The sequence below is a fragment of the Caldicellulosiruptor kronotskyensis 2002 genome (assembly GCF_000166775.1).
Lineage (GTDB): Bacteria > Bacillota > Thermoanaerobacteria > Caldicellulosiruptorales > Caldicellulosiruptoraceae > Caldicellulosiruptor > Caldicellulosiruptor kronotskyensis.
The window spans coordinates 1,219,420-1,246,155 of record NC_014720.1; the positions used below are offsets into that span (position 1 = coordinate 1,219,420).

Below are 26,736 nucleotides of genomic sequence, written 5' to 3' on the forward strand. Positions count from 1 at the left end.
TTGAGATTTCATAAGTTGCATTAATAAAGAGAGAGGAAGATGATAATTATGAAAGCTAAAATTAAACCAAGTTACGATACTAATCGCAAGAGACTTGCTGATATTATTCCATTATCGGCACCATTTACTATTTTCATTGAACCCACTCGGTATTGCAATTTTAAGTGTTTTTATTGTCTTCATAGTACAAAAGATGATAAAAATGGGGCATGGAGGATGTTAGGGTATAGGATAAAACATATGCAGTTTGAAATGTATGAAAAAATACTATATGATATTAAAGAATTTCCTGAAAGACCTAAGAGGATAGTATTTTCTGGGTTAGGAGAACCGTTAATGAATCCTCAACTTCTGAGAATGATTGCAAAAGCAAAAGAATTGAACATTGCAGACAGATTAGATATTTTAACAAATGCTTCTTTGCTTACACCAGAACTTGCTGATGCTCTTATTGAATCTGGAGTTACAAGGATACAGATTTCATTGCAAGGACTTGATGCTTTAAAGTATAAAGAAGTAGCTAAGGTAGATTTGGATTTTAGCAAGTTCTATGATAATTTAAAGTATTTATATGAACATAAAGGTGACTGTACAATTTTCATAAAAATAATAGATGCACTTTTAGATAATGAAGTAGATATGAATAGATTTTATAATTTATTTGGAGATATATGCGACCAAATATATATTGAACATTTGATAACTCTTCAACCACCTATGGGAGACCATAAGGGGTTAGCAGACAATTCACGCAACCTGCATAATGAAGAGGTAAGTTATCGACATGTATGTGCAGTTATATTTTACATGTTACAAATTGATGTTGATGGAAATGTGTATCCATGTCCTGTGAATGGTCTTCCTCAAGAACTGATAATTGGAAATATACATGTTGAAAGTTTAAATAGGATATGGAATGGGGAAAAACGTATCAATTTGATAAGGGAACATCTAAAATTTAATAGGAACAAAATTCCTGGATGTTCTGGATGTGTTTCTATAGCATGTATTTTAGACAGCAATGAATATTTAGATGATGTTGCTGGGGAACTTTTAAAACGCTTTAATAATTTTACCAAGGAGATGTAATTACATGGTAGCACAAATAAAGCCAATATGCGGTCTTGATAGAGTTAAACTATCTGCGGTTATACCATTGGAAACTCCATTTAGCTTGTATGTTTTTCCGACAACTTTTTGTAATTTTAAATGCATTTACTGTGCACATTCTTTAGGGTTAAAAGAAATGAAAAAGAGGTATAATTTTGAAGCTCAGAATATGGACATAGAAACATTTAATCTGATTGTAGAACAAGTAAAAAAATTCCCGCAAAAATTGAAACTTTTATCACTCACTGGGCAAGGAGAACCTTTGATTAACAGGAACATTTCGAAGATGGTCGAAATTGCAAAGAAAAATGATATTGCTGAGAGAATTGAAATAATAACAAACGGCTCATTACTAAATAAAGAGGTAGCTAAAAGTTTAATAGAAGCTGGCTTAGATACTATAAGGATTTCTATTCAAGGACTTTCCGCTGAGAAGTATAAAAATATATGTAATTATCAACTAAACTTTGATGAGTTTATTAATAATATAAGGTATTTTTTCGAAAACAAAAAACAATGCAATGTTTTTGTAAAGATAATGGATATAGCATTAGAAGAAGGAGAAAGTGAAAAGTTTTATGATATATTTTCAAAAATAAGCGATAGGATGTATATAGAGAAATGTAAACCGGTTTATGACGGTGTTAAGTATCCGGAAGAGGCTTATAACTCTATCGATCGTTATGGAAGAGCTCATATAAGAAGAAAAGTATGTCCGTTACCATTTTATATGTTAGCAATTTTTCCTAATGGTGATGTGGTGCCATGTGATTCTATCTATAAACCTATTGTATTGGGAAATGTTCATAGAGATACTTTGTTTGATATATGGAATGGTAACAAATTAAAGGAATTTTGGTTAATGCAATTGAAAAATATGAGACAAAAAAACGAAAAATGTGCTAAGTGTTGTGCACCAGATGACGTTGCACATCCCGAAGATGAGTTGGATTCAGAAGCTGAGAATATATTGAAAAGATTAACCAAATAAAAATGATCTAAGAAGAAGGTGTTTTTATTGAAGGCTAAGATACTCGAAGGAACTACGCCGGGAGGAAAGAGGACAGTTTTAGCAAAATCATTGCCACTTGATACCCCTTTTTTAGTTCAGATATTTCCAATTTATGCTTGTAATCTTAGATGCAGTTATTGTATTTATTCAATTCCGAAGAGTCAACATGGTTATATTTCAAGTAAAATAGCCATGGATATGGATATTTATAAGAAATACATAGATGAAATAGCAAATTTTCCCAATAAATTAAAAATGCTGAGGTTTGCTGGTATAGGAGAGCCATTGCTTCATAAAGATATTGCCGAAATGGTCAGATATGCTAAGATGAAAAATATTGCTGAGAGTGTTGATATAGTTACAAATGGATTGCTGCTTAATCGGGAGTTGTCTTTATCTTTAATAAATGCTGGGCTTGATAGACTAAGAATTTCTATTCAAGGAGTTTCTAAAGAAAAATATAAAAGCTTAGCGCGGATAGATATTGATTTTAATCAGTTTGTAGAAAATCTGAAGTTTTTCTATAGAAATAGAGGCAGTACAAAGGTTTACATCAAAATTATTGATTGTGCATTAGAAAATGAAGAAGAAAAAAAGTTTTTTGAAATTTTTGGTGATATATGTGATTTTATTGCTATTGAACATTTGACTCCTGCAGTGCAAGAAATAGATTATTCAAGGTTAACAGGTAAAAAAACATTAGATATGACCCAAAATGGGACTCCTCTCTTAGAAGCTAATATTTGTCCACAACCTTTTTACATGATGCAAATTAACCCAGATGGTAATGTGGTTCCCTGCTGTTCTTTCTCGTATCCGACTATTGTGGGTAATGCAACAGTAGAATCTATCTTAGATATTTGGAACGGTTTAAAATTTAAAGCATTTAGAAGAAGTATGTTGGATGGAGTTAAAAATGCAAGCAGTGTATGTTCAAAATGTAAAACATATAAATATGGAATTTATGAGGAAGATGTACTTGATGATTATGCAGAACAGTTGAAAAAGTTATTTGAATAGCATGAAAGGATGAAAAGAGAAAAATGAAAGCAGTGATTTTGGCAGGGGGATTTGGAACAAGGCTTAGTGAAGAAACCATAAGTAAACCTAAGCCCATGGTTGAAATAGGCGATAAACCCATTTTATGGCATATACTTAATATATACTCTTATTGGGGAATCAATGAATTTATTATATGTTTAGGTTATAAAGGTTATATAATAAAAGAATACTTTGTAAACTATCATTTACATAATTGTGATATTACAGTTGATATAAAAAGTGGGGAAATTTACTATCACAATAATTTCAATCAAGATTGGAAAATTACATTAGTAGATACAGGACTAAATACTATGACTGGAGGAAGAATCAAAAGAATTCAAAAATATATAAACAATGAGACTTTCATGTTGACCTATGGAGATGCAGTGGCAGATATAAATATCAACCAGCTTTATAAATCACACATAAAATCAAATAAAATAGCTACAGTTACAGCAGTTCGGCCTCCAGGGAGATTTGGAACGTTAATAATTGATAATGAGAACAATGTAATTGAGTTTATTGAAAAACCAGCAGGAGATGGAACGTGGATTAATGGAGGATTCTTTGTTTTAGAACCAGAAATTTTTAATTATATTAAAGATGACTCTACAATTTTTGAAAGAGAACCATTAGAAAGATTGGCAAAGGAAAATCAATTGAATGCATATAAACATTATGGGTTTTGGAAAGCAATGGATACACTAAGAGACAAAATTGAATTAGAAAATTTGTGGAATAGTGGGACTGCTCCATGGAAGTTGTGGGATTAAGTATTTTCGTTGGGGGAACTGTATATGAACTTTTTAAATAGTTTTTCCAAAAAAAAAGTATTGATAACTGGTCATACTGGGTTTAAAGGTTCTTGGCTCACTATGTGGTTACTAAAAAATGGTGCAGAAGTGATTGGTTATTCGTTAAAGCCTCCAACAACGCCAAGTTTATTTGAAATTTGTAAATTAAGGGACAAGATTATTAATATTGAGGGTGATATAAGAGATTATGAAACTCTTTCTAATGTTTTCAAGCAGTATAAACCAGAGATAGTGTTCCATTTAGCAGCACAACCACTTGTAAAACGATCATATTTGGAGCCTGCTTATACTTATGAAACCAATATCATGGGTACAATTAATGTATTAGAAGCTTCGCGATTAACAGAAAGTGTAAAAGTTATAGTTATAGTAACATCTGATAAGTGTTATGAAAATAAAGAATGGGTTTATGCATACAGAGAAACTGACTCATTGGGGGGAGTGGATCCATATAGTTCAAGCAAGGCATGTGCTGAGTTAATAGTTTCAGCATATCGAGCAAGTTATTTTAAGAAAAATAAAGTAGGTGTCGCTTCAGTAAGAGCAGGCAATGTTATAGGAGGAGGAGACTGGGCTGAAGATAGGCTTGTTCCTGATATCATTAGGGCGATAATGTATAACAAGCCTCTTCAAATAAGGAACCCCAATGCAACAAGACCTTGGCAATTTGTTTTAGAGCCATTGCTTGGATATTTAAAATTAGCTTATCTGTTGCAAAAAGAACCTGAAAAGTATAGTGAAGCGTGGAATTTTGGACCTTTTGATTTTAAGTTGCTCAAGGTTATTGACGTTGTAAAGGAAGTAAAAAAATATTGGAGTGATTTAGAAGTTAGAATTGAAAATGAAAATAGTTTCCATGAAGCAAATGTTTTAAAGTTAGATATTAGTAAGTCAGTGGAGAAATTAAATTGGTATCCCATTTATGATATATATACAACCATTAAAGAAACTATTGAATGGTACAAAGCTTTTTATTTCAAGGAAGCTGAAGATATGTTTGAATATTCTTTAAATCAAATAAAAAGATATGAAGAGTGTGCTGAGAAATATTTGGAGTGATATCATGTGTGGTATGGGAAAGTTTTTATTACAGGGATAACGGGATATATAGGTTCTAATATAGCAAGGTATATAGTTAATAATATGAAATGCCAAGTTATAGGGATAAAAAGGGAAACAAGCAATATGGATTATGTTAGAGATATAGAAGATAAGATTAAGTTATATCAATTTGGTGGTTCATTTAAAGAAATTGATAAAATTCTATCTACCGAAAAACCAGACATAATTTTTCACTTAGCAGCACGATTTCTTCATAACCATACCCCAGATGATATAGATGACTTGATTAATAGTAATATAAAATTTGGAATGTATATTTTAGAGTCAATGGTAAGGAATAAAGTAAAATATTTGATTAACACAGGAACTTCATGGCTACATTACAATAATGAAGAATATAATCCTGTAAATTTATATGCGGCAACTAAAAAAGCTTTTCAAGATATTTTGAAATTTTATACAGAAGCGTATAATTTAAATGTAATTACATTGGATTTGACTGATACATATGGTCCAGGAGATAAGAGAAAGAAAATTATAAATTTATTAAAAGAAGCATATTTAAGTGGTAAAGTTTTAGACATGTCACCAGGGAAACAGGTAATGAATTTTGTATATATTGATGATGTTGTGGTGGCGTATTTACATGCTGCAGAAATTGTTTATAAAAAAAATTTCAAAAACGAATGCTTCAGTGTTGTATCTAATGAAAATTATACCTTACAAGAAATAGTTGGGATAATAAATGAAATTACAGGAGATAGATTAAAAGTAAGATGGGGGGCTTTACCATATAGAGAAAAGGAGTTTTTTTCTCCTTGGATGAATTACAAAATTTTGCCTGATTGGCAACCAAGAGTAAAGTTAAAAGAGGGGCTGAAAATTCTTTTTAGGGAAGATGTTAAAAAATATTAATACTTATTTCTTTATCAGGAGGACATGTTGTATGTTTAAAGAGGTAAAGAAGTCGATCATTCCTGGTTGTTTTGAATTTATCCCTGATATTAAGGAAGACCGACGGGGTGCGTTTGTAAAAGTTTATAATAGTGATTTTTATAGTAGCATTTTGCTTAACACAAGTATAAAAGAAAGCTACTTTACTATTTCTCACAAAAATGTAATAAGGGGCTTGCATTTTCAATTACCACCTTATGAAGTAGCTAAAATTGTATATTGTGTTGAGGGAGAGATAATGGATGTTGTTGTAGACTTAAGAAAAGGCTCTCCAACCTATGGTAAGTACGATATTTTTTATCTAAACGCACAAAAATCTAATATTTTATATATTCCTGAGGGATTAGCACATGGTTACTGTGTTTTGAGTGAAAAGGCAATAGTAATTTATAATGTTACAAATGTATATTCAAAAGAACATGATACTGGAATAAGATGGGATAGTGCAGGAATTCCTTGGCCAGTTGATAATCCTATACTTTCAGAAAGGGACAAAAATTTACCAGAGTTTAAATATTTCCGTACTCCTTTTAAGTATAAAGACTTGGTATAATGCAAAAGCGGAGAATAGCCAGATTCTCTATAACTATGAAAGAGCGTTTAATGAATATTTTGTGCCTTTTTTTAATGAACATCAGTATTATATATTTTAAAACTATGCTGTAAATCATGTATTTAAAAACCTCTTCCCTTTTGACTGTGATACACCCTTTGAAAGCTATATGCTCCTTTGCACAAATTTGGCAACAATTAAGCTTCTTATCATTGGTCTTTGCAATTATTATAAATCTGATTTCACAGAAGATGTAGCAGTAAATCTTATTCAGTCATTTTCAAAAACCATTGAACATAATACTGTCTACCTTGCAAACTGGCTCCAAATACTTGAGAAAAATAATGTTAATACGTTAGCATATATGGCGATTTTGATAAGGGGATAAGGAAAAGATTGACATAAAAAGTCTGGGATGGTGAGAATTGTATGCGAAATTATGCTGAAGAACTTGCATATTGGTATTTTCGACTTAACGGTTTTTTCGTTTTAGATAATTATGTGCTGGATAGAAATCGACAAGAGGAAAATAAAACGTATGAAACTGATATTATTGCTATTAGGTTTCCATATGTTTATGAAGAGATTGGGGGAAGGGAAGACGATTGGGATAAAGATTTAAAAAATATGATTCCCAAGTTTAAAGAAAATATTATAGGAGTAATTTGTGAAGTAAAGAGTGGAGAATGTGGTTATTTAGATAGGGATCTATTTATTGAATCTAAAGTAAGAAGATGTTTACAGCGATTGGGGTTTTTTAGAAATGGAAGTGATGAGTTCAAAAAATTTTATGATAAATTGTTAAACAACAGTAGCTATTATTATAAGAATTATACAATTGTTAAAATACTTATTTCACAGAGTAGGCATACAGGAGGGAAATTTGAAAACATCTTGCTTAGTGATATTGATACCTTTATTACTAAGAGGATAAAGAAATACAGTGAAAAATATTCTGATAGAAATTTTTTTAATTCTAATCTAATTCAATATAAAATTTGGGAAAGTAAAAAATTAATGAAAAAAGTTGAATAGAATTTTAACAAGTATTATAATAGGTTGTTGAATAGAAGAGATAACCATATTAGAAAGATGTTGTAATAGGTAAAAATCACACTTGTGATGTAATTTTAGTTTAGAAAACTCAAACCAACACACAAGGGGTACTTTAAATGAAACTTAATTATGTGGAAAATATTTCCAATATTACATTTTATCTTGGCACTGTGTTCAATGCAGGTGCTGATGCCGTAGTCAATAAAATAAATTGCATGGGAGTTATGGGAACAGGCATAGCTTTGGAATTTAAGCTCAGATATCCCAAGATGTATGAAGATTATGTGAATAGATGCAAAAAAAGTTAGTGAAAATAGGTGAACCTTATTTGTTTATAGCCAATGATGGGACAAAAATTATCAATTTTCCAACAAAACATCATTGGAAATATCCTTCTAAGCTTGTATGGATCAAGAAAAGGCTTGAGTATTTTGTTCAGCATTACAAAGAGTGGAATATAAAATCTATAGCATTTCCCAAACTGGGAACAAATGCAGGGAAGTTGCCTTGGTCGCAAGTCAAAGCAGTTATGGTTGAATACCTCAAAAAGGTCGATATTTCTGTTTATATTTGTCTTGACGAATTGGAAGAAGCTGAAGGTATTGAGAGAGAGATGATAAGAATATTAAATGAAGAGGGCGATAGGTTTTTAGCTGAAATAAAATTGAGGCGCGACCTTCGAGATGCTATTTTAAAACAAATGCCAATAAAGAGATTAAAACTTTTACAAAGTGAAAAGAAAATAAGTAATAAAACATATGAAAAATTATTTATTGAGCTTTATAACAGAGCAAAAAAATCACAGTCTAATCACTATGAGAATTTATCATTTTTTGATAGATAGGTAGATAGGCGTAAAATACTTAGTTGTAAGTTAGAAGACACTTTTATAAAGACATTTAATTTTATTTGCTCTTTGTTATCAAGATTTGTTGCTTTTTTATATAAAAAATAGTGAGATTTCAGCACTTATCAACAAAAATAAAAAATTAAATCTTTTTTCTTGATATTCGAATATAAGTTCTGATATAATATATGCTGAAGATAGAGGGTGTTAAAAAAAATGAAACTTGAAGAAATAATTGATAAAGCAAAAAGTGTAATTCCCGAACCAAAGAGTTTAAGAGCACAACTATTTGAGGACTGTAGAAAAAAGTTTGAAGAGAAAAAAGATTTTGAGTATTTGTTGCGCTTTATTGATGAACGCGGACTTGAAATATTTAGGAAGTATGAACAGAAGGCTTTTTTATTAGCTTTGCAATTGTTCTTTGAAAATAAGTTTAAAGATAAACAAGAAACAGAAAAAGTATTGGAAAAGTGGAAAAATATTATTCAAACAAAAGGAACAACCGAATTTATTAGATTACTGTCTAAAGAACTTAATGAAGCAATTGAAATTATAAGATTATTAGAAAAAAGTATTGGACAGATGAGAAAAGCAAGAGCTGGTGTGCAGTTTCAAGAAAGTATTAAATTTTTGCTTAGTTTGTATGGGATCAAATCGGAAATTCCAACAAATAATGAAGATAAACAAAGACTTGGTTATATTGATATTGTTGTTCCTTCTGTGGCTGAAGCTTTTACAAAACCTGACAAATGTTTTTTTATAACTTGTAAAAGAACTTTACGAGAACGTTGGCGTCAAGAAGTACCACAAGCAACAGTTAATCAAAGATTTTATTTTGTTACATTGGATTTAGACGTTACACTTAATAAAATATGTGAATTTCAAGAAAAGAAATTAATTATTTATCTTCCAACAGAAAGTTATAATAAAATAGTTGAGGAAAGCAAAGATGGTAAAAAACCTATCAATGTGAGTTATATAAGACCCTTAGGTGAATTAGTAACTGATTTAAAAAATTAAGCAAGGTGAAATAAAATGGAAAATTTGAAATTTGATTTATTTTTAAGTAATGTAGATATCGATTTTAAAGATTACAAGATAAAAGAGTCAATTCATGGTATTCATTCTTATCCAGCAATGATGCCAGCTCCATTAGCAGAATTTTTGATTCAAAGCTTTACAAGGAGAAATGATATAGTTCTTGATCCTTTTTGTGGGTCTGGAACTGTACTTTATGAAGCTTTAAAAAATGGGCGAAATGCTATTGGCGTTGATATAAATCCTTTGGCGATATTAATTAGCAATGTTAAGATTAACATAGGGAAAATTGAGTTATCTAAATTAGAAAAATTCTTTATAGAAATCTTTAAAGCTTACCAGCAACTTGAAGGTAAAGAGTTTGAGTTACCTAAATTTAAAAATATTGATTTTTGGTTTAAAAAAGAAGTTCAGATAAACTTACAAAGATTAAAAACAGCTATTGAAGTAGTAGATCAAGATATATATAAACTTTTCTTTAAACTTGTATTCGCTAAAACAGTAAGAAATGTAAGTAATACTCGTAATTCAGAATTTAAATTATACAGACTCGAAGAAGAAAAATTGAAACAACATAATCCTGATGTTTGGAAAACTTTTGAACGAGACTTTAAAGTAACAGAGGAAAAACTTTTGTACAGAGAAATTACTAATAATTCTAATTATGTAAAAATATTTCACAAAAATATTTTAGATTTGGATGAAGTAGAAAATGAAACAGTCGACTTAATATTGACCTCTCCGCCTTATGGAGATGCTAGGACAACAGTTGCTTATGGTCAATTTTCAAGACTCTCTTTGCAGTGGCTTAATTTATGGGAGTATGATGTTGATAAAGAAAGTTTAGGTGGAAAGAAAAAAATTGGAGAATTTGATCCGATTTTATTCCAATTACCTGTTTTAAATTCTGTTTTCAATAAAATTTTACAATTGGATAGTAAAAGAGCCGAAGAAGTTCTAAGATTTTTTCATGATTATTTTTATTCAATCAAGAAGTTAGCTAAGTTAGTTAGAAAAAAAGGATATGCAGTCTATGTAGTTGCGAATAGAAAAGTTCGAGGTATAGAAATTCCTACAGATGAAATTACTAAAGAAATGTTTGAATTTTTTGGATTTGTTTGGGTTGATACATTGGAACGTAATATTATTAACAAACGAATGCCCTTAAAAAATAGTCCATCTAATATTCAAGGGCAAAAAGACAATACTATGCTAAAAGAAAAAGTAGTTATACTTAGAAAAATATAGCTTATTATTGGGGTTACAAAATGTACATATAAATTATATTTAAAGATATTTAAAGAATATCCAAATTAGACCAGGAGGTATTTTATTGAAACTAATATATTCCATTGGCTGTTCATCAACAAGATTTGTTAATTTTTTAGATATATTAAAAAAAATATAAAATTTTAACACTTATAGATGTAAGGACAAATCCTTTTTCAAGGTTTGTTCCAGAGTATAGGAAGGAAAATTTAGAAAAAGCTTTAGAACTGGTAAATATAAGCTACATTTTCCTTGGAAATCTCCTTGGCGGAAAGCCAGAAAATCCTTCTTTCTATACTCCCGAGGGTTACTGGAATTACAATGTAATAATCCAGTCAATGGAGTTTAAAGAAGGCATAAAGACTTTACTTGATCTTGCAGAAAGAGAAACAATAGCTTTGATGTGCAGTGAATTCGATCCTGCACAATGTCACAGAGCACTTATAATCGGACGATATTTATTGAGTTATCACAACAAAGCTATCAATCATTTGATGGGGAAATGGGTAAAAGTAGATCAGTGTGCATTAGAAGAGAGTCTTATTTTTGAATATTTTCCTCAAACAAATGGTCAATATTCATTTTTTAGCAATGAAGAACTTATCAATGAAGTATATGAGCTCCAGATGAAGAAAATATTTAAGGTGAAGAACAAATAAGCCTTAACATTGTATCCTAATACCATACTCCTTAATCTCTTTTACAAAAGGATTTTCATCAGTAAAATCTTCAGGTCTAAAAGGATGGGGTTCAATCCTAAGATCGATGTCTCTTCTAAGTCGCATTAATAATAATCTATCTTCAATGCAGTCACCTTTGAACTGGTCAGAAATTACTGCAATATCAATGTCGCTATCATTATGATAATTTCCTTTTGCATATGAACCAAATAGATATACATCAATAACATTTATTTCTTTTTTGAGTTTACTAATATACTCCATAATTGTATTTTTTACTCTTGAATCAATCTTTTTAGCCATTCTATAACATCCTCCACTTTTTCAATTATATTTTGTGTATATTCTCGTGTGCATTTTTTGTGAAATTCTCTTTTATAATCGGGATACCTTGTATTTATATTAAAAGTTGTAAGAAGGTCAAAAAAAATCTGCCATAGAAGTGTCCAAAGGAAGTTGTATTTTCTTTGCAAGAAACAATAAATCATGGGTTTTTGGAGGAATGGTTTCAATATTTTTGACATATAAAGCTTTTAATAATTTCTCGACAATTATATGGCACATAAATAAACACCAAAGATAGTCCTCACTTTCAAATAAATGCTTCATGGTCTTGTAATCGTCAAGTGCCGAATCAATCCAGTACTGAATTATTTCTTCTTTTTTCAAAACGCTCACACTCACAAAATCTATAATGTTCTTACTAAATATTTTATCACAAATCTAAAGTGCAAAAAAGCATTCATTAAACTTTTCCCTTTCCACAACCGATAATATAAAGAGAAACACCAAAAAGAGAGGGAAGCGATAATGGTTGTTGATGGCATTGGGATCAAAACCATTGATATATCGAATACAGTATCAAGGATTCAAGACAACCGAACAAGACCCGAAAATATTGAAGTTAGCTTGCAAGAAGAAAAGGGTATAAATAAAGAAGAAGTTATTGATAATCTTGCAGACAAAAACAGCAGAAAAGAACTTGATGAAGATACACTCCTAAAGATGATAAACCAAGCAAACAAAGCATTTGAAGCAAAATACACAAGGCTTGAGTTTTCTATTCACAAAGAGACACATGAAATTGTTGTCAAAGTGTATGACAAAGAGACAAATGAACTTATAAGAGAAATACCACCAGAGAAGATATTAGATATAATTGCAAAGCTTTGGGAGCTTGCAGGTATTTTTGTGGATGAGAGAAGATAAGGTGGTGATAAAAGATGAATGTTAACTCAACTAATTCGACAAGCTACACAAATCCTTATGACATGTATAAATACTACACAAGAGTAGGTGGGCTTGCAAGTGGGCTTGACACAGATTCTATTATCCAGGGACTTATGAGTGTTGAGAAGACAAAGTATAATAAGCTGTATCAGCAAAAACAGCTTTTAGAGTGGCAAAGACAGGATTATATGGATATGGCGAGTGCTATATCAAGTTTTAAAGACTATCTATTTAATCTCAAGCTTTCAAGTAATTTTGTAAAGTTTAAAACAAGTGGAGAGGCTGTTGAGTCTGGTTATGTTTCTGTTACAGGTACAGCTAATGCTCTTGAGGGAAATTATCAAATAAAAGTGGAACAGCTTGCAACCCAGGCGAATGCTGTAGTGAATGATCTTACGGTAATTACTAAAGATGCTCAGAATAATGTGAAACTTCAAGTTGAATTGACAGTTGGCAGTTCAACTGTCACAAAAACAATAGAGCTTACATGGAATCCAGGAGATTCTACTGCAACTTTTGGTACTAATTTGGCGAAAGAAATAAATTCGGCATTCAGCAGTGATGGTGCCTTGAAAGCCTATTACGACTCAACCTTAAATAAACTAATCATAGCTTCTCAAAAAACAGGGAGCAATGTGAGTTTTACTGTGAAAGATGTAAATAACAATTATGCTCAAATAGCAAGTGGAACAGGCGCAGATGCAAGAGTTTATATCAAAGATAGTTTCAATAATGAATCATTTGTTCAATCATCAACAAATACAGTGAATGTATATGGTATGAGTATCACATTGAATAAAACAACATTGGATGCCCAAGGCAGTGCGCAGTATAAATCTTTTTCTATTTCAAAAGATATTGATGCAATTGTAAACAATATCAAGGACTTTATTAACAAATATAACGAACTTGTTAGCAAGATATACAACAAAATTACAGAAAAGCGAAACAGAGACTATTTGCCTCTGACAGAAGAACAAAAAGCCCAGATGAAGGACACAGACATTCAAAAGTGGGAGGATGCAGCTAAAAAAGGGCTTTTATATGGTGATTCTGTACTTTCAAGTTTTTTGGACAATATGCGAAACTACTTATACAAACAAGTTCCAGGTCTTCCTTCTAACTTAGATACGATATCTGAAGCAGGAATAGAAACATACAGCTATTTTGAAAGCAAAGAAGGAAAAATTTATATCAAAGATGAAGCTAAGCTCAGAGATGCAATAGCAAATAATTTTGATGCATTTGTGAAGCTTTTTACAAGCAGTGGTGACGACACAAAATCTATTGATGATGATGGAATTCTCCAGAGATTTTACAGTCTTGCAAATGATACTCTAAAGAAGATATATGACAGAGCTGGCAAACCATATTTTACAAGCACATATGACCCGAACAGTTTTATAGGAAAGCAGCTAAGAAGAATTATTGACCAGATGAACGCTGAGCAAGAGAGACTGCAAAAGGTGGAAGATAGATATTACAGGCAGTTTACTCAGCTTGAGCGATTGATTGCTCAAATGAATACTCAAAGCTCGTGGTTATCTCAACAGTTTAGTGGTAGGTAGCATACTTATAGAAATTTAATAGTATAGAAATTTAGTAGTTCAGAATAACAAATTAAAATTTGAAGAATAAGAAATATGAGGAGGCAAAATTTATGGATGCAGCAGCAAGATATCAAGAGGAAATGATAATGACAAAGCCACCAGAAGAATTGACTCTTATGCTTTATGATGGCTGTATAAAGTTTATAAAACTTGCAATGCAGGCAATTGATGAGAAAAAGTTTGATAAAGCAAATGAGAATATTATCAAGGCAGAGAATATTATCACAGAACTTATGTCAACCCTTGATATGCAATATGAGATATCAAAAAATTTGATGAGCCTATATGATTTTATTTACAGATGGCTTATTCAAGCAAATCTTAAAAAAGATAAGAAATATTTGCAAGAGGCACTTGAAATTGTGCAGGATTTGCGTAACACATGGGCAGAGGCAATAAAGATTGCAAGACAGCAGAAGAATAAATAAAAAAGGACTGGGGTTTATGTATAATAAGCTTGTAAGTCTTCTTGAAGAAAAAGAAAAGCTTGTGGATAGGTTTTTGACTCTCACAAGTTTGCAGCAGGAGTATATTTTAAATGACAACTTTGATGAGCTTTCTAAGATTGTTGATGAAAAAGGGGATTTGATTGAGAGAATAAATAGAATAGACAGTGAGTTTTTAGAAGAGTTTGAAAGTATCAAAAGACAAAAAGGAATAAAAAGTTTTGATGAAATAACAGATATTGATAAAGAGACAGGCATTTTGCTCAAAAGCCTTACATCATCTATTTTGCAAAAACTTCAAGTGATAAAGGACATAGACGAAAAGAATAATATTTTGATTCGAGCAAAATTTGATGAGATAAAAAAGACTATAAAAAGCATGAGGTACAAAAAAGAGGCTTTGAAAGACTATTCCCAGTACAAACAAACCCAGTTTCCATCCGGCTTTGACAGAAAAGAGTAAAGGGGCTTAAAAAGCCCCTTATTTGTCACTCTTTTGCTTGAATTCATTTTCAATCTTTTCAAAAAGCCAAGTTGGCTCTTGAACCTCAGGGCAAGTTTCATACAGAACAAGTGGGTCTAAGTCAAGGCAGGTTGTTTCATCGTAATTTCCACTTACATCCCATGCAAGTGTTCCATTTAAAACAGTGCATCTTTCCATAAAGAATTTTTTATCTTTGAGTCTTTGAAACTCACCCTTTTCAAGCAGAGTAGAGGCATCAAATAGTTTTATGCTACCATCATCAAAGTATATATACACCTTGTAATCCTCAGTAGGAATAACTTGGACAACCTCAGGGTAGTATTCCATCATATATTAATCACCCCAAAGATTTAAACTAAAGGATTAATTCTCATCAGTGGTTTGTGATCTTTTGCAAGTTCCCAGTTTTGCATAAGTTCATCTTTATGAATTTCTGCCCAAGCCAACACAAGTTTTAATTGTCTTTTAGGCAAAAAACCTTTTATAACCCTTGTATTTAATATATCAATTTCTGCCTCAAATCCAGCATAGGTTGCATGAAAATGCGGAGGATTATGGTCGTCATAGTACATTGTTATCCTTATGCCGTAGAAAATACAAATTTCCGGCATTTTTATTTTCACCTCAGTTTGCACAATAGGTTTGTTCTTAATAAAATTATACTCTAAATTTCACAAATCATATCTTAAAATTTTAAGGGTAACTAACTTTCAACTTTTATCTTCCTTACAAAATACAAATTCCCAAGCGCAAAGAAAGCTGCAAGTAAGAACACATATTCATACCCGAATTTATTCCACAGAAAACCAGATAGCATAGGAAGGCTCATTGAAACTGCATGGTCCATACTTGTGCCTGTTGAAAGAGTAGGAGTTAGGTCGTCAGGATGCTTTATAATTTTCTTTATGTATGTTGACCTTGCCATTGATGTGGCAAACATCAAGTTGTCAATGATGTAACAACCATATGCAACCGAAAGTGCAACCCATTTTATTTTTATGTTCTCAGTTGCTGCATATCCAAGGCATATAAGAAAGATTACTAACGCGTCAAATGTAAGTATTGTCTTTTCGCCAAGTCTGTCAATGAGCCTTCCGATTATGTTTCTAAAACCAATTCCTAAAAACGAACAAATGATTCCTACAAGTGCAAAATTTGCAACAGGTTGTTTGAAAATCTTAATCAAGACCCAGGGTGCAAAGGTGATAAATATTTGTTTTCTTGCTCCAAAGAAGATTGAAAGTATATAATAAAGCCAGTAATCTTTTTTGATGACAAACTTGAATCCTTTGTGCTGAGGTTTTCTTGGGAGTTTAACAGGTAATAAAAATAATACAGCAAATAGATACATCGCAGAAGCAATAACATATGCTGTCTTGAAAGAAAAATTCAGAAATTTAAATCCTACCATAACTATAAAATAACCTATTATAGATGCAGCTGTTGCTACTGAACTAATAAGACCTAAGGTTTTTCCGTATTCCTCTTCTTTAGAAAGCTCCATTCCAATACTTGAGCTCAAGACCATGTTCAGGTGTGTTCCTGTATTGTAAATAGCAGTCCATACAATCAATAGCAGAAAAGTTGGGGCAAAAAATCCAAGACCAATCAAGGCAAATGAACACAAAGATGTTGCAATTATACTTACCCTCAAATCACCAAGGAAATATAAAAAGCCTATTAAGAATATAAGCAAAAAACCAGGAGTTTCACGGGGGAACTCCAAAATTCCTCTTGCCATTGGAGAGATATTGTAATTTGCAGCAATGTAGTTATTAAATATTGTATCGTTTATTCCACTGCCAATTCCCATAAAAGCGTTGGCAAACACGAAAAGCATAATGCTTGAGAAAACAGTGCTTAAGCTTTTTTTGGAAAAATGTTTTAACACAGCTGTTCAGTCCTTTCTTTCGAAAAATTCTAAATCAGTGTAGCTGTATCTCAAATAGGGGTGTATAGACTCTTTTTCTATCTATTTCCTCACTCAAAAAAAGAATGACCTTTTCAACAGGAATTTCATCAAAAGAAAAGTTTTCAACATAATTTTGAAAATTCTCAAAAGGCTCATTTAACACAACATCCTGAGCAATTGTTATATGGGGTGTGTACTCTCTTTTTTCTCTTTCAAATCCAACATCTGCCATTGCATCCTCAACAAGCGAAAAAAGGTTATTGAGTTTTTCAATATTGCCATCTGGTTTTAGATACACAACTCTCAAATTTCCATGCCCTTTAAAATATCCGCACGATGAGATTTTCAATGAAAAACGGGAAAAATCTTTTAGATTTTTTTCAAGCGCCTGTCTGATTTTTTCTACCTTTTCATATTCAATCTCACCTAAGAATTTGAGGGTTAAATGAAAGTTGTCAATGTACTTCCATCTGCCTTTTTTACTGATTGACTTTAAAAAGCTTTGTACTTCAACAATCTGCTCTTTTAAACTCTTTGGAAAATCAATACCAATGAATGTTCGCATTTATCTTCATTCCTTTCAGACTAAATTTTTAGAAAAATCTTTGAATACCAACTTTTTATTTGGTAGAATAAATATAAACAGCTCATATCTTAAATTTTATCAGGGGGAAGGGCATTATGGAAGTACTTTATAATGTAAAACTTTTGTATCCAACAGACATCCCTGTATCGCCTGGAGTTATAAACGTTGAAATTTACAAACCCCAACACGGAAAGCTTCCAATATATATTAAAAGTCTTGATGAAAACGACCCCAAAAGATTTATACCAAATATTGCTTCCATTTTACAAGAAGAACTACTAAAAAGAATTAATATTGATATTTTAACCCAGACTCAGCTTTATGTGGTTGACGGGAATACAAAGTACAAAATTATTTTTAACAATAGCTTGGAAGATTTTACTATAGAAAAGGATTAGAAGGAGTAGAAAGTTAAAAATGCGAGACTTTGGAAATGCAAAAAAGATTGTTGTAAAGGTTGGGACAAGTACTGTAACATATCCAACCGGCAAATTAAATCTTTCGCGTTTAGAAAAACTTGCAAGAGTTCTTTCTGACATAAAAAATGAAGGAAGGGACGTTGTGCTTGTCACATCTGGCGCTGTTGCATCAGGGTTAGGAAGGCTTGGGCTTACCAAGAATCACAAAACAACGCAGGAAAAACAAGCACTTGCGGCAATTGGCCAAGGAATTTTAATGCAGATTTATGAAAAGCTTTTTGGTGAATACGGAGTTGTGGTTGCTCAGGTGCTTCTTACCAAGGATGTTGTTGATGAAGAGAAGAAGATGCTAAATGTTAAGAACACATTTGAGTACCTGTTCAAATATGGTGCAATTCCAATTGTGAACGAAAACGACGTTGTTGCAATTGAAGAGCTTGAGTTTGGCGACAACGATACTTTGTCTGCTTATGTTGCCACAATAATTGGTGCTGACCTTTTGATTATCCTTTCTGACATAGATGGGCTTTATTCATGTGACCCGAGAATTGACAAGAGTGCAGAGCTTATAAAAGAGGTTTTTGAGATTGACTCATATATAGAAAGCATTGCGGGCGGTGCTGGCACTCTCAACTCAACAGGCGGTATGCAAACCAAAATTGAAGCTGCTAAGATTGCAATGCAACATGGGATTCCTATGGTTATTGCAAATGGCGAAAATCCATCAATTGTAAAAGAGATCTTAGAGGGCAAAGAGATAGGAACCTTATTTGTTAGTAAAAATGCCGTTTCGAGATAAGTGCAAAGGGGGAAGAATAAAGATGAGTGATTTGATTGAAAAAGCAAAAAAAGTGAAAGAAGCGTCAAAAAAAATTATGAACATTTCTGAAAATGAAAAGAACAGGGCACTTTCATGCATATCTCAAAAGATATTAGAAAAGATGGACTTTATTTTGCAAGAAAACCAAAAAGATATGGAAAATGCTGTTTCTAAAGGCATCAAAGGAGCACTTTTAGACAGGTTAAAGCTAACAGAGGACAGAATAAAGCAAATATGCAAGGGGATTGAGGATGTTATAAAACTTCCTGACCCGGTTGGAGAAGTTATTTCTATGTGGAAGCGTCCCAACGGGCTTTTGATTGGTCAAAAGAGAGTGCCGATTGGTGCAATTGGAATTATTTATGAGGCAAGACCAAATGTTACTGTTGATGCAGCTGTCTTGTGTTTGAAAGCAGGGAACAGTGTCCTTTTACGAGGAGGGTCTGAAGCGATAAACTCAAATATTGCACTTGTAAAGGTAATGAAAGAGGGTTTAATTGAGGCTGGAATTGAAGAGAGCAGCATAGAGATTGTAGAGGATACATCGCGAGAGACTGCTGTTGCTATGATGAAATTAAATGAGTATTTGGACCTTTTGATTCCACGAGGAGGTGCGAACCTTATAAAAACTGTTGTGCAGAACGCAACAGTTCCTGTGATAGAAACTGGTGTTGGGAATTGTCACGTTTTTGTTGATGAAAGCGCTGATTTTGAGATGGCAAAAGAAATAGTGATAAATGCAAAGACTCAAAGACCAGGCGTTTGCAACGCTGCTGAAAAGCTTTTAGTCCACAGAAACATTGCAGAAGAATTTTTGCCGATGATTTTAAAAGAGTTGATGGAAAGAAATGTTGAGATAAGAGGGTGTTCTTTAACAGCTGAGATTTGCAGAAAAAATGGAATTGAAATAAAGTTAGCAACCGAAGAAGACTGGTATACAGAGTACTTAGATCTGATTATGGGTGTTAAGGTAGTTGACAGTATTGATGATGCAATTGAACATATTAACAAATATGGTTCAAAACATTCAGAAGCTATTGTAACTAAGGACTATTTCAACGCTCAAAAGTTTTTGGACTATGTAGATGCAGCGGCTGTGTATGTGAACGCATCAACAAGATTTACAGACGGCTTTGAATTTGGCTTTGGAGCAGAGATTGGAATCTCAACTCAAAAACTTCATGCAAGAGGTCCTATGGGCTTAAAAGAGCTCACAACTATAAAATACATTATCTATGGAAGCGGGCAGGTAAGAGAATAGAAGAAATTGGAGTTGATTTTTGTGAGTGATATCAAACTGGAAAATTACCATGATATTATTAATAAAGTGGTTGAAGAGTTGAAAGGATTATATGGCGATAAACTAAGGAAAATAGTCCTCTATGGTTCATATGCTAAAGGAACTCAAAATGAAGAATCTGATATTGATATAGCGGTATTAGTTGATGAAGACGAGCAAGTGTTAAAAGACTATGAAAATAAGTTGGATGAAATAATAAGTGAAATTGGATATAGAAGCTTTAAATTAATTTCTATAGTAGACATCAGTTATCAGAGATATATGCAATATAAAGAAATCTTACCTTACTATAAAAATATAGAGAACGAAGGGATTGTATTGTATGGATGAGCATATTCAATAAGGGGCTGTTTTCATGAAATATGAAGACAGCCTGCTTTTGTTTTGTGGTATAATTAAAACTTGAGAACTTAAATTTCATATAAGAAGGGGTTTTGAAAGTTGAACCAAAAGACACTCAAAGCGTTGGAGTATGACAAGATAGTTGAGATTTTAAAAAACATGGCAAAGTCAACTCCAGCAAAGGAATATTTTGAAAACCTTATTCCATCAACCAATGTTGCAGATATAGAAAATGAACTTAATAAGGTCGATGAAAGCTACAGGTACGTTCTAAAGTATGGAAATCCACCAACTTTGGAGTTTGAAAATATACTGCCAAGCCTTAAGAAATCAAAGCTTGGGGCAACTTTAAATCCACAAGAGATTTTGCAAATTGGAAAAGTGTTGAAACTTTCTTATGAGATGCGAACTTATCTTTCTTACACACAAGACTTTAGTTTTCTTGAAAGTATGAAAAAAAGACTTGTAAATTTAAAAGAAGTAATCTCAAGAATTGACCAGACATTTTTAACACCAGATGAAATTTTAGATACAGCATCGTCAAAGCTCAAGGAGATAAGAGATAAAATCAGAAAACTTGAAAATAAAATAAGAGACGAGTTAAATAGCATGATTCGCGACCCAAAAATCCAAAGGTTTTTGCAAGAACCAATTATAACAATCAGAGGTGAAAAGCTCTTACTTCCTGTTAAAGCAGAGTTTAGAAATGAAGTAAAAGGAATTATCCATGACCAGTCAGCAACAGGTGCAACTTTATTTGTTGAGCCTTTTGTTTGTGTTGAGATATCAAATCAAATCAGAATTTTGAAAAATAAAGAAAAAGAGGAAATAGAGAGAATTTTGCAAGAGATATCCTCTTTGATAGCAAGCTATTGTGAGGAAATTGAAACATCTTTTTATGCACTTGTTGAGCTTGACATAGTATTTACGAAAGCTATTTGGGCAAAAGAAATGAACGCAAGCAAACCAATTATTAACGCAAGTGGCATTATAAATCTCAAAAAAGCTCGGCATCCATTAATACAAAAAGACAAGGTTGTTCCTATTGATATTCATTTAGGCAAAGACTTCGACGTTCTTATAATAACAGGCCCAAACACAGGTGGAAAGACTGTAACACTAAAGACGGTTGGACTTTTTTGTCTTCTTTGCCAGAGCGGAATATTCATTCCAGCAGATGAGGGTTCTGAGCTTTGCATATTTCAAAAGATTTTTGCTGATATTGGAGATGATCAAAGTATAGTTCAGAGTCTTTCCACATTTTCAGCACATATGAAAAACATCATTGAAATAACAAAAAATGCAGATGATAAAACTCTTGTGCTATTAGATGAGATTGGAGCAGGTACAGACCCTGAAGAAGGTGCAGCTTTGGCGAAGGCAATCTTGAAATATCTTTCTGAGAAGGGCAGCAAGGTGATAGCTACAACACACTATGGTGAGCTAAAAATATTTGCTCAGCAAGAAAATCGGTTTGAAAACGCTTCTTGTGAGTTTGATGTAAAAACCCTAAAGCCTACGTACAGGCTTTTGATAGGAATTCCAGGAAGGAGCAATGCACTTGTAATTTCATCCAATCTTGGGCTTGACAAAGGTATTGTTGAGATGGCAAGAGGGTATCTGTCTCAAAAGACAATTGATCTTGACAGAATAATAAACGAAATGGAACAAAAGAAAAAAGAAGCTGAAGAAAACCTTGAACTTGCTCAAAAATTGAAGCATGAAGCACAAGCTTTAAAGGCGGCGTATGAAGAGGAGAAGAAAAGGTTTGAGACTGAAAGAGAGAGAATTCGCAAAAAGGCCATAAATGAGGCAAAAGAGATTGTAGAAAGATCACAGTATGAAATAGAAAATCTTTTTAAAGACCTTCGAAAACTTGCTGAAAACTTAAAGGAAAAAGAAGTTTTAAAGGAGTTAGAAGAGAAAAAAAGAGAATATGAAAGGCTGATTCAAAGTATTTCACAGCAGGAAAAACAAGAAGCTGAGTCCAAAACCAAAAAAACAATACAGAATCTTCGTTTAGGTCAAAAGGTGTATGTCAGAAGCTTTGATGCTGAGGGGTTTGTCGAAAGCCTGCCAGACTCAAAGGGAAATCTTACTGTCCAGATAGGTATTATGAAGATAAATGTCAATCTTTCTGATATTGAAGAGGTGGAAGGACAAGATAGCAAAATTTATCAAATAGCATCTAGAAATGTAATAATCAAAGAAAAGAACATTGACATGTCCATTGATGTAAGGGGCAAAACGAGCGACGATGCCATTTTAGAGGTTGACAAGTACTTAGATGACGCATACACAGCGGGACTAAAGCAGGTTACAATAATCCATGGGAAAGGCACGGGGGTTTTGCGCCAGGCGATAAGAAATTTTTTAAGACGTCATCCTCATGTAAAATCATTCAGAGATGGAACATATGGTGAAGGTGAACAGGGTGTTACAGTAGTTGAGCTGAAAGACTAATGATTTTCTTGATATTGACTTGGCAGATAAATTCAATTAAACTTATATTTAAGCTTCTATTTTTTAACTTAAAAAAGAAGGGGACGAAATTGTGATGGAACAACATCAAACGCTGAAACTTCAAAACAAAGTGGTAAAAGAAGCAGTCGAATGGATTTTATGGATTGGCGGTGCAGTGCTTATTGCTCTTATCCTTCGCACTTATGTCTTTTCACTTGTGATTGTCCCAACGGGATCTATGCTCAATACAATTCAGCTAAACGATAGGCTCTTTGTATATAAGCTTGGTTATGTTCTTCATATAGAAGATGTAAAAAGAGGGGACATTGTAGTTTTCAAGTATCCAGATGACAGAAAAACTTTGTATGTCAAAAGAGTGATAGGTCTTCCAGGTGACACAATCGAGATAAAAGATGGTGTTTTGTACATCAACGGTAAAGTCTATAAAGAAAATTATTTAAAAGAACCTATGGTAGGAAGCTTTGGACCATACAAAGTTCCGCCTGGACACTATTTCATGATGGGTGATAACAGGAATGACTCTCATGATAGCCGGTTCTGGGAACACAAGTATGTTCCAAGAGATGATATTTTAGGCAAAGTTGTGTTTAGAGTATATCCGCTTAGTCGCGCAGGAGTAGTGAAATAGATAAAGACAAAAACTTCTGATGGTAATAAAAGTTTACTTTATGATAGATTTTTTGTTTAAAAAATTAGAGTTATTCGGAGGGCTGATATTAAGTTATGAATGATGTTTTCCATGAACAGTTGATTGTGAGGAGAAAGACATCGGGTGAGAAAGCAAAACAAGTACTGATTATTATCGGCGGGGTGTTGGTTGGACTTATAACATTCTTTATACCAATCATAAACACCTTAGGCCCTGTTCTTTTAGTTTTAGCTATATGGGGTGCGATTTATCTTTCGAGGAACTACAATGTTGAATATGAATATGCAGTAACAAACCACTATCTTGACATAGACAAGATAGTTGCTCAGAGAAAACGAAGCAGAGTTGTCTCTTTGGACATCCGAAAGATTGACTATTTTATTTCTTCAAAAGATACAAGCATGTTCAACGCTCAAAAGAATGACAAAAGTATTGTCCAGTCATTTGACTGCACGTCAAACAGTGGCGAGGAGAATGTATATGCTATTGTTGCCAATGTAGAAGGTAAAAAAACAAGAATCTTGTTTGAGCCAAACGAAGAGATAATTCAGGCAATAAATAAATTCTTCCAGAAAAAGCCTTACCAGATTTATAGATAAAAATTCTTCCAAAGGAGATTGAGATTGAGATGGCATTTGAAGACAAAATAATCAAAGAGGCACTGACATTTGACGATGTTTTGCTTGTACCTCAATACAGTGAAGTCTTGCCAAAGGATGTTGATGTGTCAACTTATCTTACAAAGACGATAAAACTCAATATTCCTCTTATGTCAGCTGGAATGGACACTGTAACAGAGTCGCGTATGGCAATTGCCATTGCCCGTGAGGGTGGAATTGGTGTTATTCACAAGAACATGACAGTTGAAGAGCAGGCAAGCGAGGTAGACAAAGTAAAAAGGTCTGAACATGGTGTAATAGTTGACCCATTTTATTTGTCCCCCGACAACAAGATATATGAAGCAATGGAGCTAATGGCAAAGTATCGCATTTCAGGTGTTCCGATAACAGTAAATGGCAAGCTTGTTGGTATCATTACAAACAGGGATATTCGATTTGAGACAGACTATTCAAAGCCAATTAAAGAAGTTATGACATCAAGTAACCTTATCACTGCGAAGGAAGGCATCACCTTAGAAGAAGCAAAGGAGATCATGAAAAAACACAAAATAGAAAAGCTTCCTATTGTTGATGATGAAGGAAATCTAAAAGGTCTTATCACCATAAAAGACATTGAAAAGGCAGTAAAGTATCCAAATGCAGCAAAGGACAGCAAAGGAAGGTTACTTTGTGCTGCTGCTGTGGGTGTGTCAAGAGACACAGATGAACGTGTTGATGCGCTTGTTAAAGCCCAGGTTGACGTGATTGTTGTTGACACAGCTCACGGGCATTCAAAGGGTGTAATTGAAACGGTAAAGAGGATAAAATCAAGGTATCCACACATTCAGGTTGTTGCGGGCAATATTGCAACTGCTGAGGCTGCCCGTGATTTAATTGAGGCTGGAGCTGATTGTGTGAAGGTTGGAATTGGTCCTGGGTCTATCTGTACAACGAGAGTTGTTGCAGGTATTGGTGTGCCGCAGATAACTGCTATAATGGATGTTGCTGAGGTTGCAAAAGAATATGGTATTCCCGTCATTGCTGATGGTGGAATCAGGTATTCTGGGGATATAACAAAAGCACTGGCAGCTGGTGCTGATGTTGTCATGATAGGAAGTCTTTTTGCAGGATGTGAAGAGAGCCCTGGAGAGTGTGAGATTTACCAGGGACGAAGGTTTAAGGTTTACAGAGGTATGGGTTCGCTTTCTGCAATGAAAGCAGGAAGCAAGGATAGATATTTTCAGGAAGATGCTTCAAAACTTGTTCCTGAAGGGGTTGAGGGTAGAGTTCCATATAAAGGTCCGCTTGAAGACACTGTTTTCCAGCTCATTGGCGGTTTAAAGTCTGGTATGGGTTATTGCGGTGCAAGGACTATAAAAGAGCTTCAACAAAAGGCAAAGTTTGTCAAGGTTACCCAGGCTGGTGTTAGAGAAAGCCATCCGCATGACATCTATATTACAAAAGAAGCACCAAACTATTCGGTTCATGTTGAGTAGTCAGAAGTTTTGAATAAGGGGAGGAAAGCTGTTTTGGAATTTGTTGAAAAGTCATTTGAAAATGGTTTGGAGCTTGTTAAGATATATTCAAAGACAAAAAATTCATATTTTACAGTTGCACCCGAGCGGGGTGCAATTGTTGTTTTACTCAATCTTTCAGGCAAAGAGATTCTTTATTTGAATGAGGCGACACTTTTTGACAGAACAAAAAACATAAGAGGCGGAATACCAGTTTTGTTCCCGATATGTGGAAGAGTTGTGGACGGCAAGATTTTTTTCAAAGGTCAAGAGTTTGAGATGAAAAATCATGGATTTGCAAGAGACAGCAATTTTAATATAGCAGGGTACGTTGATATGCCAGACAAAAATGGTATAATTTTGAGGCTTTCAAGTAACGAATTTACAAAAAGGTTTTACCCATACGACTTTGAACTTTTGCTTCAATATTTGCTGAACGATGAAATGTTTGAAGTAAAGATGATTGTTAAAAATGAGGATAGTAGTATAATGCCTTTTTATGCAGGATTTCACCCTTATTTTTTATGCAATAAAGAGGATTTTACTCTCAAGCTTGAATGTGAAAAGTGCTTTGACGATGTTGAAAAAAGGTTTATTGACCTTCAGGATTTCAAAGAGATTGATTTTTCAAAACCTGAGGTCAACCTTGACTTTTTGGATGTAGGAAGTAGCGAAGTTGAAATTACTCTTGACAGGGACAAAAAAATATTGCTTTTGAAAGATGAGAATTTTAAAAACATAGTAGTTTGGTCTTTAAAAGATTTTGATTTTGTATGTGTGGAGCCCTGGATGGGTGAACATGAAGGATATATCAACAATAAGTTTTATTACTTAGAGCCAGGGACAATATTTGAAGGATGGTTTGCAATTAAACTTGCAAGCAAAGTAAAATAAAAGAGGC

The 26,736-nt window shown here is 33.1% G+C and carries 33 protein-coding genes; 26 read left to right on the forward strand and 7 right to left on the reverse strand.

Going from position 1 to position 26,736, the window contains the following annotated elements:
- Nucleotides 1-39: 39 nt before the first annotated feature.
- The 13 genes from CALKRO_RS05325 (at nucleotide 40) to CALKRO_RS05385 (ending at nucleotide 11,419) form a co-directional block, all read left to right on the forward strand.
- Nucleotides 40-1,089 (forward strand): radical SAM protein, encoded by a 1,050-nt coding sequence (locus CALKRO_RS05325; protein WP_237699134.1) that lies wholly within the window; start codon nucleotides 40-42, stop codon nucleotides 1,087-1,089.
- A gap of 4 nt (nucleotides 1,090-1,093) precedes the next feature.
- On the forward strand, nucleotides 1,094-2,101 hold the full coding sequence (locus CALKRO_RS05330; RefSeq protein WP_013430046.1) for a radical SAM/SPASM domain-containing protein: 1,008 nt from the start codon (nucleotides 1,094-1,096) through the stop codon (nucleotides 2,099-2,101).
- 27 nt (nucleotides 2,102-2,128) lie between these two features.
- The gene (locus CALKRO_RS05335) at nucleotides 2,129-3,142 is read left to right on the forward strand and encodes a radical SAM/SPASM domain-containing protein (RefSeq protein WP_013430047.1); all 1,014 of its coding nucleotides are present in this window, start codon (nucleotides 2,129-2,131) and stop codon (nucleotides 3,140-3,142) included.
- A gap of 23 nt (nucleotides 3,143-3,165) precedes the next feature.
- The gene (rfbF, locus tag CALKRO_RS05340; RefSeq protein WP_013430048.1) at nucleotides 3,166-3,939 is read left to right on the forward strand and encodes a glucose-1-phosphate cytidylyltransferase; all 774 of its coding nucleotides are present in this window, start codon (nucleotides 3,166-3,168) and stop codon (nucleotides 3,937-3,939) included.
- Nucleotides 3,940-3,963: 24 nt separating this feature from the next.
- Complete coding sequence (rfbG, locus tag CALKRO_RS05345; RefSeq protein WP_013430049.1) at nucleotides 3,964-5,040, forward strand: CDP-glucose 4,6-dehydratase; 1,077 nt, start codon at nucleotides 3,964-3,966, stop codon at nucleotides 5,038-5,040.
- 6 nt (nucleotides 5,041-5,046) lie between these two features.
- Nucleotides 5,047-5,958, forward strand: a complete 912-nt coding sequence (locus CALKRO_RS05350) for an NAD-dependent epimerase/dehydratase family protein (protein WP_013430050.1) — start codon at nucleotides 5,047-5,049, stop codon at nucleotides 5,956-5,958.
- Nucleotides 5,959-5,989: 31 nt separating this feature from the next.
- A complete protein-coding gene (gene rfbC / locus CALKRO_RS05355) occupies nucleotides 5,990-6,550 on the forward strand; it encodes a dTDP-4-dehydrorhamnose 3,5-epimerase (RefSeq protein WP_013430051.1) in 561 nt (186 codons plus the stop codon).
- Between the two features lie 429 nt (nucleotides 6,551-6,979).
- Complete coding sequence (locus tag CALKRO_RS05365) at nucleotides 6,980-7,585, forward strand: hypothetical protein (RefSeq protein ID WP_013430052.1); 606 nt, start codon at nucleotides 6,980-6,982, stop codon at nucleotides 7,583-7,585.
- Between the two features lie 137 nt (nucleotides 7,586-7,722).
- Nucleotides 7,723-7,914 carry a macro domain-containing protein gene (locus tag CALKRO_RS13990; RefSeq protein ID WP_049775608.1) on the forward strand — a complete coding sequence of 64 codons (192 nt, stop codon included), beginning with the start codon at nucleotides 7,723-7,725 and terminating at the stop codon, nucleotides 7,912-7,914.
- Nucleotides 7,915-7,934: 20 nt separating this feature from the next.
- The gene (locus tag CALKRO_RS13100) at nucleotides 7,935-8,450 is read left to right on the forward strand and encodes a macro domain-containing protein (protein WP_158304415.1); all 516 of its coding nucleotides are present in this window, start codon (nucleotides 7,935-7,937) and stop codon (nucleotides 8,448-8,450) included.
- Between the two features lie 219 nt (nucleotides 8,451-8,669).
- Nucleotides 8,670-9,473 (forward strand): type II restriction endonuclease, encoded by an 804-nt coding sequence (locus CALKRO_RS05375; protein WP_013430053.1) that lies wholly within the window; start codon nucleotides 8,670-8,672, stop codon nucleotides 9,471-9,473.
- A gap of 15 nt (nucleotides 9,474-9,488) precedes the next feature.
- Complete coding sequence (locus CALKRO_RS05380) at nucleotides 9,489-10,739, forward strand: DNA methyltransferase (RefSeq protein ID WP_013430054.1); 1,251 nt, start codon at nucleotides 9,489-9,491, stop codon at nucleotides 10,737-10,739.
- A 173-nt stretch (nucleotides 10,740-10,912) separates the two neighbouring features.
- Nucleotides 10,913-11,419: a DUF488 domain-containing protein gene (locus CALKRO_RS05385; protein ID WP_237699148.1), complete on the forward strand. Its 507-nt coding sequence runs from the start codon at nucleotides 10,913-10,915 to the stop codon at nucleotides 11,417-11,419.
- Nucleotides 11,420-11,422: 3 nt separating this feature from the next.
- Here the strand turns inward: CALKRO_RS05385 and CALKRO_RS05390 are convergent, their stop codons facing one another.
- From CALKRO_RS05390 to CALKRO_RS14000, 3 genes are read right to left on the reverse strand one after another with little or no spacing between them, the layout of a single operon-like run.
- The gene (locus tag CALKRO_RS05390; protein ID WP_013430055.1) at nucleotides 11,423-11,743 is read right to left on the reverse strand and encodes a nucleotidyltransferase domain-containing protein; all 321 of its coding nucleotides are present in this window, start codon (nucleotides 11,741-11,743) and stop codon (nucleotides 11,423-11,425) included.
- Nucleotides 11,716-11,964 (reverse strand): HEPN domain-containing protein, encoded by a 249-nt coding sequence (locus tag CALKRO_RS14140; RefSeq protein ID WP_307189278.1) that lies wholly within the window; start codon nucleotides 11,962-11,964, stop codon nucleotides 11,716-11,718. Before CALKRO_RS14140 ends, CALKRO_RS05390 begins: the two co-directional genes overlap by 28 nt.
- Nucleotides 11,861-12,109 (reverse strand): HEPN domain-containing protein, encoded by a 249-nt coding sequence (locus tag CALKRO_RS14000; RefSeq protein WP_272940833.1) that lies wholly within the window; start codon nucleotides 12,107-12,109, stop codon nucleotides 11,861-11,863. Before CALKRO_RS14000 ends, CALKRO_RS14140 begins: the two co-directional genes overlap by 104 nt.
- Before the next feature lie 141 nt (nucleotides 12,110-12,250).
- On the opposite strand from CALKRO_RS14000, the gene CALKRO_RS05400 reads away from it, so the two are divergent.
- The 4 genes from CALKRO_RS05400 to CALKRO_RS05415 all read left to right on the forward strand — a co-directional run bounded on the left by CALKRO_RS05400 (nucleotide 12,251) and on the right by CALKRO_RS05415 (nucleotide 15,189).
- Nucleotides 12,251-12,649: a flagellar protein FlaG gene (locus tag CALKRO_RS05400; RefSeq protein ID WP_013430056.1), complete on the forward strand. Its 399-nt coding sequence runs from the start codon at nucleotides 12,251-12,253 to the stop codon at nucleotides 12,647-12,649.
- Between the two features lie 14 nt (nucleotides 12,650-12,663).
- Nucleotides 12,664-14,238: a flagellar filament capping protein FliD gene (gene fliD, locus CALKRO_RS05405; protein WP_013430057.1), complete on the forward strand. Its 1,575-nt coding sequence runs from the start codon at nucleotides 12,664-12,666 to the stop codon at nucleotides 14,236-14,238.
- A 92-nt stretch (nucleotides 14,239-14,330) separates the two neighbouring features.
- A complete protein-coding gene (gene fliS / locus CALKRO_RS05410; protein ID WP_013430058.1) occupies nucleotides 14,331-14,708 on the forward strand; it encodes a flagellar export chaperone FliS in 378 nt (125 codons plus the stop codon).
- A 16-nt stretch (nucleotides 14,709-14,724) separates the two neighbouring features.
- Nucleotides 14,725-15,189, forward strand: a complete 465-nt coding sequence (locus CALKRO_RS05415) for a flagellar protein FlgN (protein ID WP_013430059.1) — start codon at nucleotides 14,725-14,727, stop codon at nucleotides 15,187-15,189.
- Between the two features lie 18 nt (nucleotides 15,190-15,207).
- Here CALKRO_RS05415 and CALKRO_RS05420 read toward each other — a convergent pair whose 3' ends face one another.
- The 4 genes from CALKRO_RS05420 to thpR form a co-directional block, all read right to left on the reverse strand.
- Nucleotides 15,208-15,537: a DUF2442 domain-containing protein gene (locus CALKRO_RS05420; protein ID WP_013430060.1), complete on the reverse strand. Its 330-nt coding sequence runs from the start codon at nucleotides 15,535-15,537 to the stop codon at nucleotides 15,208-15,210.
- Between the two features lie 23 nt (nucleotides 15,538-15,560).
- Nucleotides 15,561-15,821 (reverse strand): DUF4160 domain-containing protein, encoded by a 261-nt coding sequence (locus tag CALKRO_RS05425; RefSeq protein ID WP_011917223.1) that lies wholly within the window; start codon nucleotides 15,819-15,821, stop codon nucleotides 15,561-15,563.
- 92 nt (nucleotides 15,822-15,913) lie between these two features.
- Nucleotides 15,914-17,050: an MFS transporter gene (locus CALKRO_RS05430; protein ID WP_408605135.1), complete on the reverse strand. Its 1,137-nt coding sequence runs from the start codon at nucleotides 17,048-17,050 to the stop codon at nucleotides 15,914-15,916.
- A gap of 85 nt (nucleotides 17,051-17,135) precedes the next feature.
- The gene (gene thpR / locus CALKRO_RS05435) at nucleotides 17,136-17,687 is read right to left on the reverse strand and encodes an RNA 2',3'-cyclic phosphodiesterase (RefSeq protein WP_013430062.1); all 552 of its coding nucleotides are present in this window, start codon (nucleotides 17,685-17,687) and stop codon (nucleotides 17,136-17,138) included.
- Between the two features lie 116 nt (nucleotides 17,688-17,803).
- Here thpR and CALKRO_RS05440 point away from each other — a divergent pair, with 116 nt between their 5' ends.
- From CALKRO_RS05440 to CALKRO_RS05480, 9 genes are all read left to right on the forward strand, one after another.
- Entirely contained in the window at nucleotides 17,804-18,106 is a 303-nt protein-coding gene (locus CALKRO_RS05440; protein ID WP_013430063.1) for a hypothetical protein, read from the forward strand.
- A gap of 19 nt (nucleotides 18,107-18,125) precedes the next feature.
- Entirely contained in the window at nucleotides 18,126-18,926 is an 801-nt protein-coding gene (proB, locus tag CALKRO_RS05445; protein ID WP_013430064.1) for a glutamate 5-kinase, read from the forward strand.
- Nucleotides 18,927-18,948: 22 nt separating this feature from the next.
- Entirely contained in the window at nucleotides 18,949-20,208 is a 1,260-nt protein-coding gene (locus tag CALKRO_RS05450; RefSeq protein WP_013430065.1) for a glutamate-5-semialdehyde dehydrogenase, read from the forward strand.
- 21 nt (nucleotides 20,209-20,229) lie between these two features.
- Nucleotides 20,230-20,577 (forward strand): nucleotidyltransferase family protein, encoded by a 348-nt coding sequence (locus CALKRO_RS05455; RefSeq protein WP_013430066.1) that lies wholly within the window; start codon nucleotides 20,230-20,232, stop codon nucleotides 20,575-20,577.
- Between the two features lie 111 nt (nucleotides 20,578-20,688).
- Nucleotides 20,689-23,052, forward strand: a complete 2,364-nt coding sequence (locus CALKRO_RS05460; protein WP_013430067.1) for an endonuclease MutS2 — start codon at nucleotides 20,689-20,691, stop codon at nucleotides 23,050-23,052.
- A gap of 91 nt (nucleotides 23,053-23,143) precedes the next feature.
- On the forward strand, nucleotides 23,144-23,701 hold the full coding sequence (gene lepB / locus CALKRO_RS05465) for a signal peptidase I (RefSeq protein WP_013430068.1): 558 nt from the start codon (nucleotides 23,144-23,146) through the stop codon (nucleotides 23,699-23,701).
- A gap of 95 nt (nucleotides 23,702-23,796) precedes the next feature.
- Nucleotides 23,797-24,321, forward strand: coding sequence for a DUF6106 family protein (locus tag CALKRO_RS05470; protein WP_013430069.1), 525 nt, complete (start codon nucleotides 23,797-23,799; stop codon nucleotides 24,319-24,321).
- A 29-nt stretch (nucleotides 24,322-24,350) separates the two neighbouring features.
- On the forward strand, nucleotides 24,351-25,817 hold the full coding sequence (guaB, locus tag CALKRO_RS05475) for an IMP dehydrogenase (RefSeq protein ID WP_013430070.1): 1,467 nt from the start codon (nucleotides 24,351-24,353) through the stop codon (nucleotides 25,815-25,817).
- Between the two features lie 33 nt (nucleotides 25,818-25,850).
- Entirely contained in the window at nucleotides 25,851-26,729 is an 879-nt protein-coding gene (locus tag CALKRO_RS05480) for an aldose epimerase family protein (RefSeq protein WP_013430071.1), read from the forward strand.
- The last annotated feature ends 7 nt before the right edge of the window (nucleotides 26,730-26,736 follow it).

Excerpts from the sequence above, each read along its gene's own strand:
- CALKRO_RS05325 (WP_237699134.1), top strand. The coding sequence starts at position 40 with ATGATAATTATGAAAGCTAAAATTAAACCAAGTTACGATACTAATCGC.
- CALKRO_RS05330 (WP_013430046.1), top strand. The coding sequence starts at position 1,094 with ATGGTAGCACAAATAAAGCCAATATGCGGTCTTGATAGAGTTAAACTA.
- rfbF (WP_013430048.1), top strand. The coding sequence starts at position 3,166 with ATGAAAGCAGTGATTTTGGCAGGGGGATTTGGAACAAGGCTTAGTGAA.
- rfbG (WP_013430049.1), top strand. The coding sequence starts at position 3,964 with ATGAACTTTTTAAATAGTTTTTCCAAAAAAAAAGTATTGATAACTGGT.
- rfbC (WP_013430051.1), top strand. The coding sequence starts at position 5,990 with ATGTTTAAAGAGGTAAAGAAGTCGATCATTCCTGGTTGTTTTGAATTT.
- CALKRO_RS05365 (WP_013430052.1), top strand. The coding sequence starts at position 6,980 with ATGCGAAATTATGCTGAAGAACTTGCATATTGGTATTTTCGACTTAAC.
- CALKRO_RS13990 (WP_049775608.1), top strand. The coding sequence starts at position 7,723 with ATGAAACTTAATTATGTGGAAAATATTTCCAATATTACATTTTATCTT.
- CALKRO_RS05375 (WP_013430053.1), top strand. The coding sequence starts at position 8,670 with ATGAAACTTGAAGAAATAATTGATAAAGCAAAAAGTGTAATTCCCGAA.
- CALKRO_RS05380 (WP_013430054.1), top strand. The coding sequence starts at position 9,489 with ATGGAAAATTTGAAATTTGATTTATTTTTAAGTAATGTAGATATCGAT.
- CALKRO_RS05390 (WP_013430055.1), bottom strand. The coding sequence starts at position 11,743 with ATGGCTAAAAAGATTGATTCAAGAGTAAAAAATACAATTATGGAGTAT.
- CALKRO_RS14140 (WP_307189278.1), bottom strand. The coding sequence starts at position 11,964 with ATGTCAAAAATATTGAAACCATTCCTCCAAAAACCCATGATTTATTGT.
- CALKRO_RS05400 (WP_013430056.1), top strand. The coding sequence starts at position 12,251 with ATGGTTGTTGATGGCATTGGGATCAAAACCATTGATATATCGAATACA.
- fliD (WP_013430057.1), top strand. The coding sequence starts at position 12,664 with ATGAATGTTAACTCAACTAATTCGACAAGCTACACAAATCCTTATGAC.
- fliS (WP_013430058.1), top strand. The coding sequence starts at position 14,331 with ATGGATGCAGCAGCAAGATATCAAGAGGAAATGATAATGACAAAGCCA.
- CALKRO_RS05415 (WP_013430059.1), top strand. The coding sequence starts at position 14,725 with ATGTATAATAAGCTTGTAAGTCTTCTTGAAGAAAAAGAAAAGCTTGTG.
- CALKRO_RS05420 (WP_013430060.1), bottom strand. The coding sequence starts at position 15,537 with ATGGAATACTACCCTGAGGTTGTCCAAGTTATTCCTACTGAGGATTAC.
- CALKRO_RS05425 (WP_011917223.1), bottom strand. The coding sequence starts at position 15,821 with ATGCCGGAAATTTGTATTTTCTACGGCATAAGGATAACAATGTACTAT.
- CALKRO_RS05430 (WP_408605135.1), bottom strand. The coding sequence starts at position 17,050 with ATGCTTTTCGTGTTTGCCAACGCTTTTATGGGAATTGGCAGTGGAATA.
- thpR (WP_013430062.1), bottom strand. The coding sequence starts at position 17,687 with ATGCGAACATTCATTGGTATTGATTTTCCAAAGAGTTTAAAAGAGCAG.
- CALKRO_RS05440 (WP_013430063.1), top strand. The coding sequence starts at position 17,804 with ATGGAAGTACTTTATAATGTAAAACTTTTGTATCCAACAGACATCCCT.
- proB (WP_013430064.1), top strand. The coding sequence starts at position 18,126 with ATGCGAGACTTTGGAAATGCAAAAAAGATTGTTGTAAAGGTTGGGACA.
- CALKRO_RS05450 (WP_013430065.1), top strand. The coding sequence starts at position 18,949 with ATGAGTGATTTGATTGAAAAAGCAAAAAAAGTGAAAGAAGCGTCAAAA.
- CALKRO_RS05470 (WP_013430069.1), top strand. The coding sequence starts at position 23,797 with ATGAATGATGTTTTCCATGAACAGTTGATTGTGAGGAGAAAGACATCG.
- guaB (WP_013430070.1), top strand. The coding sequence starts at position 24,351 with ATGGCATTTGAAGACAAAATAATCAAAGAGGCACTGACATTTGACGAT.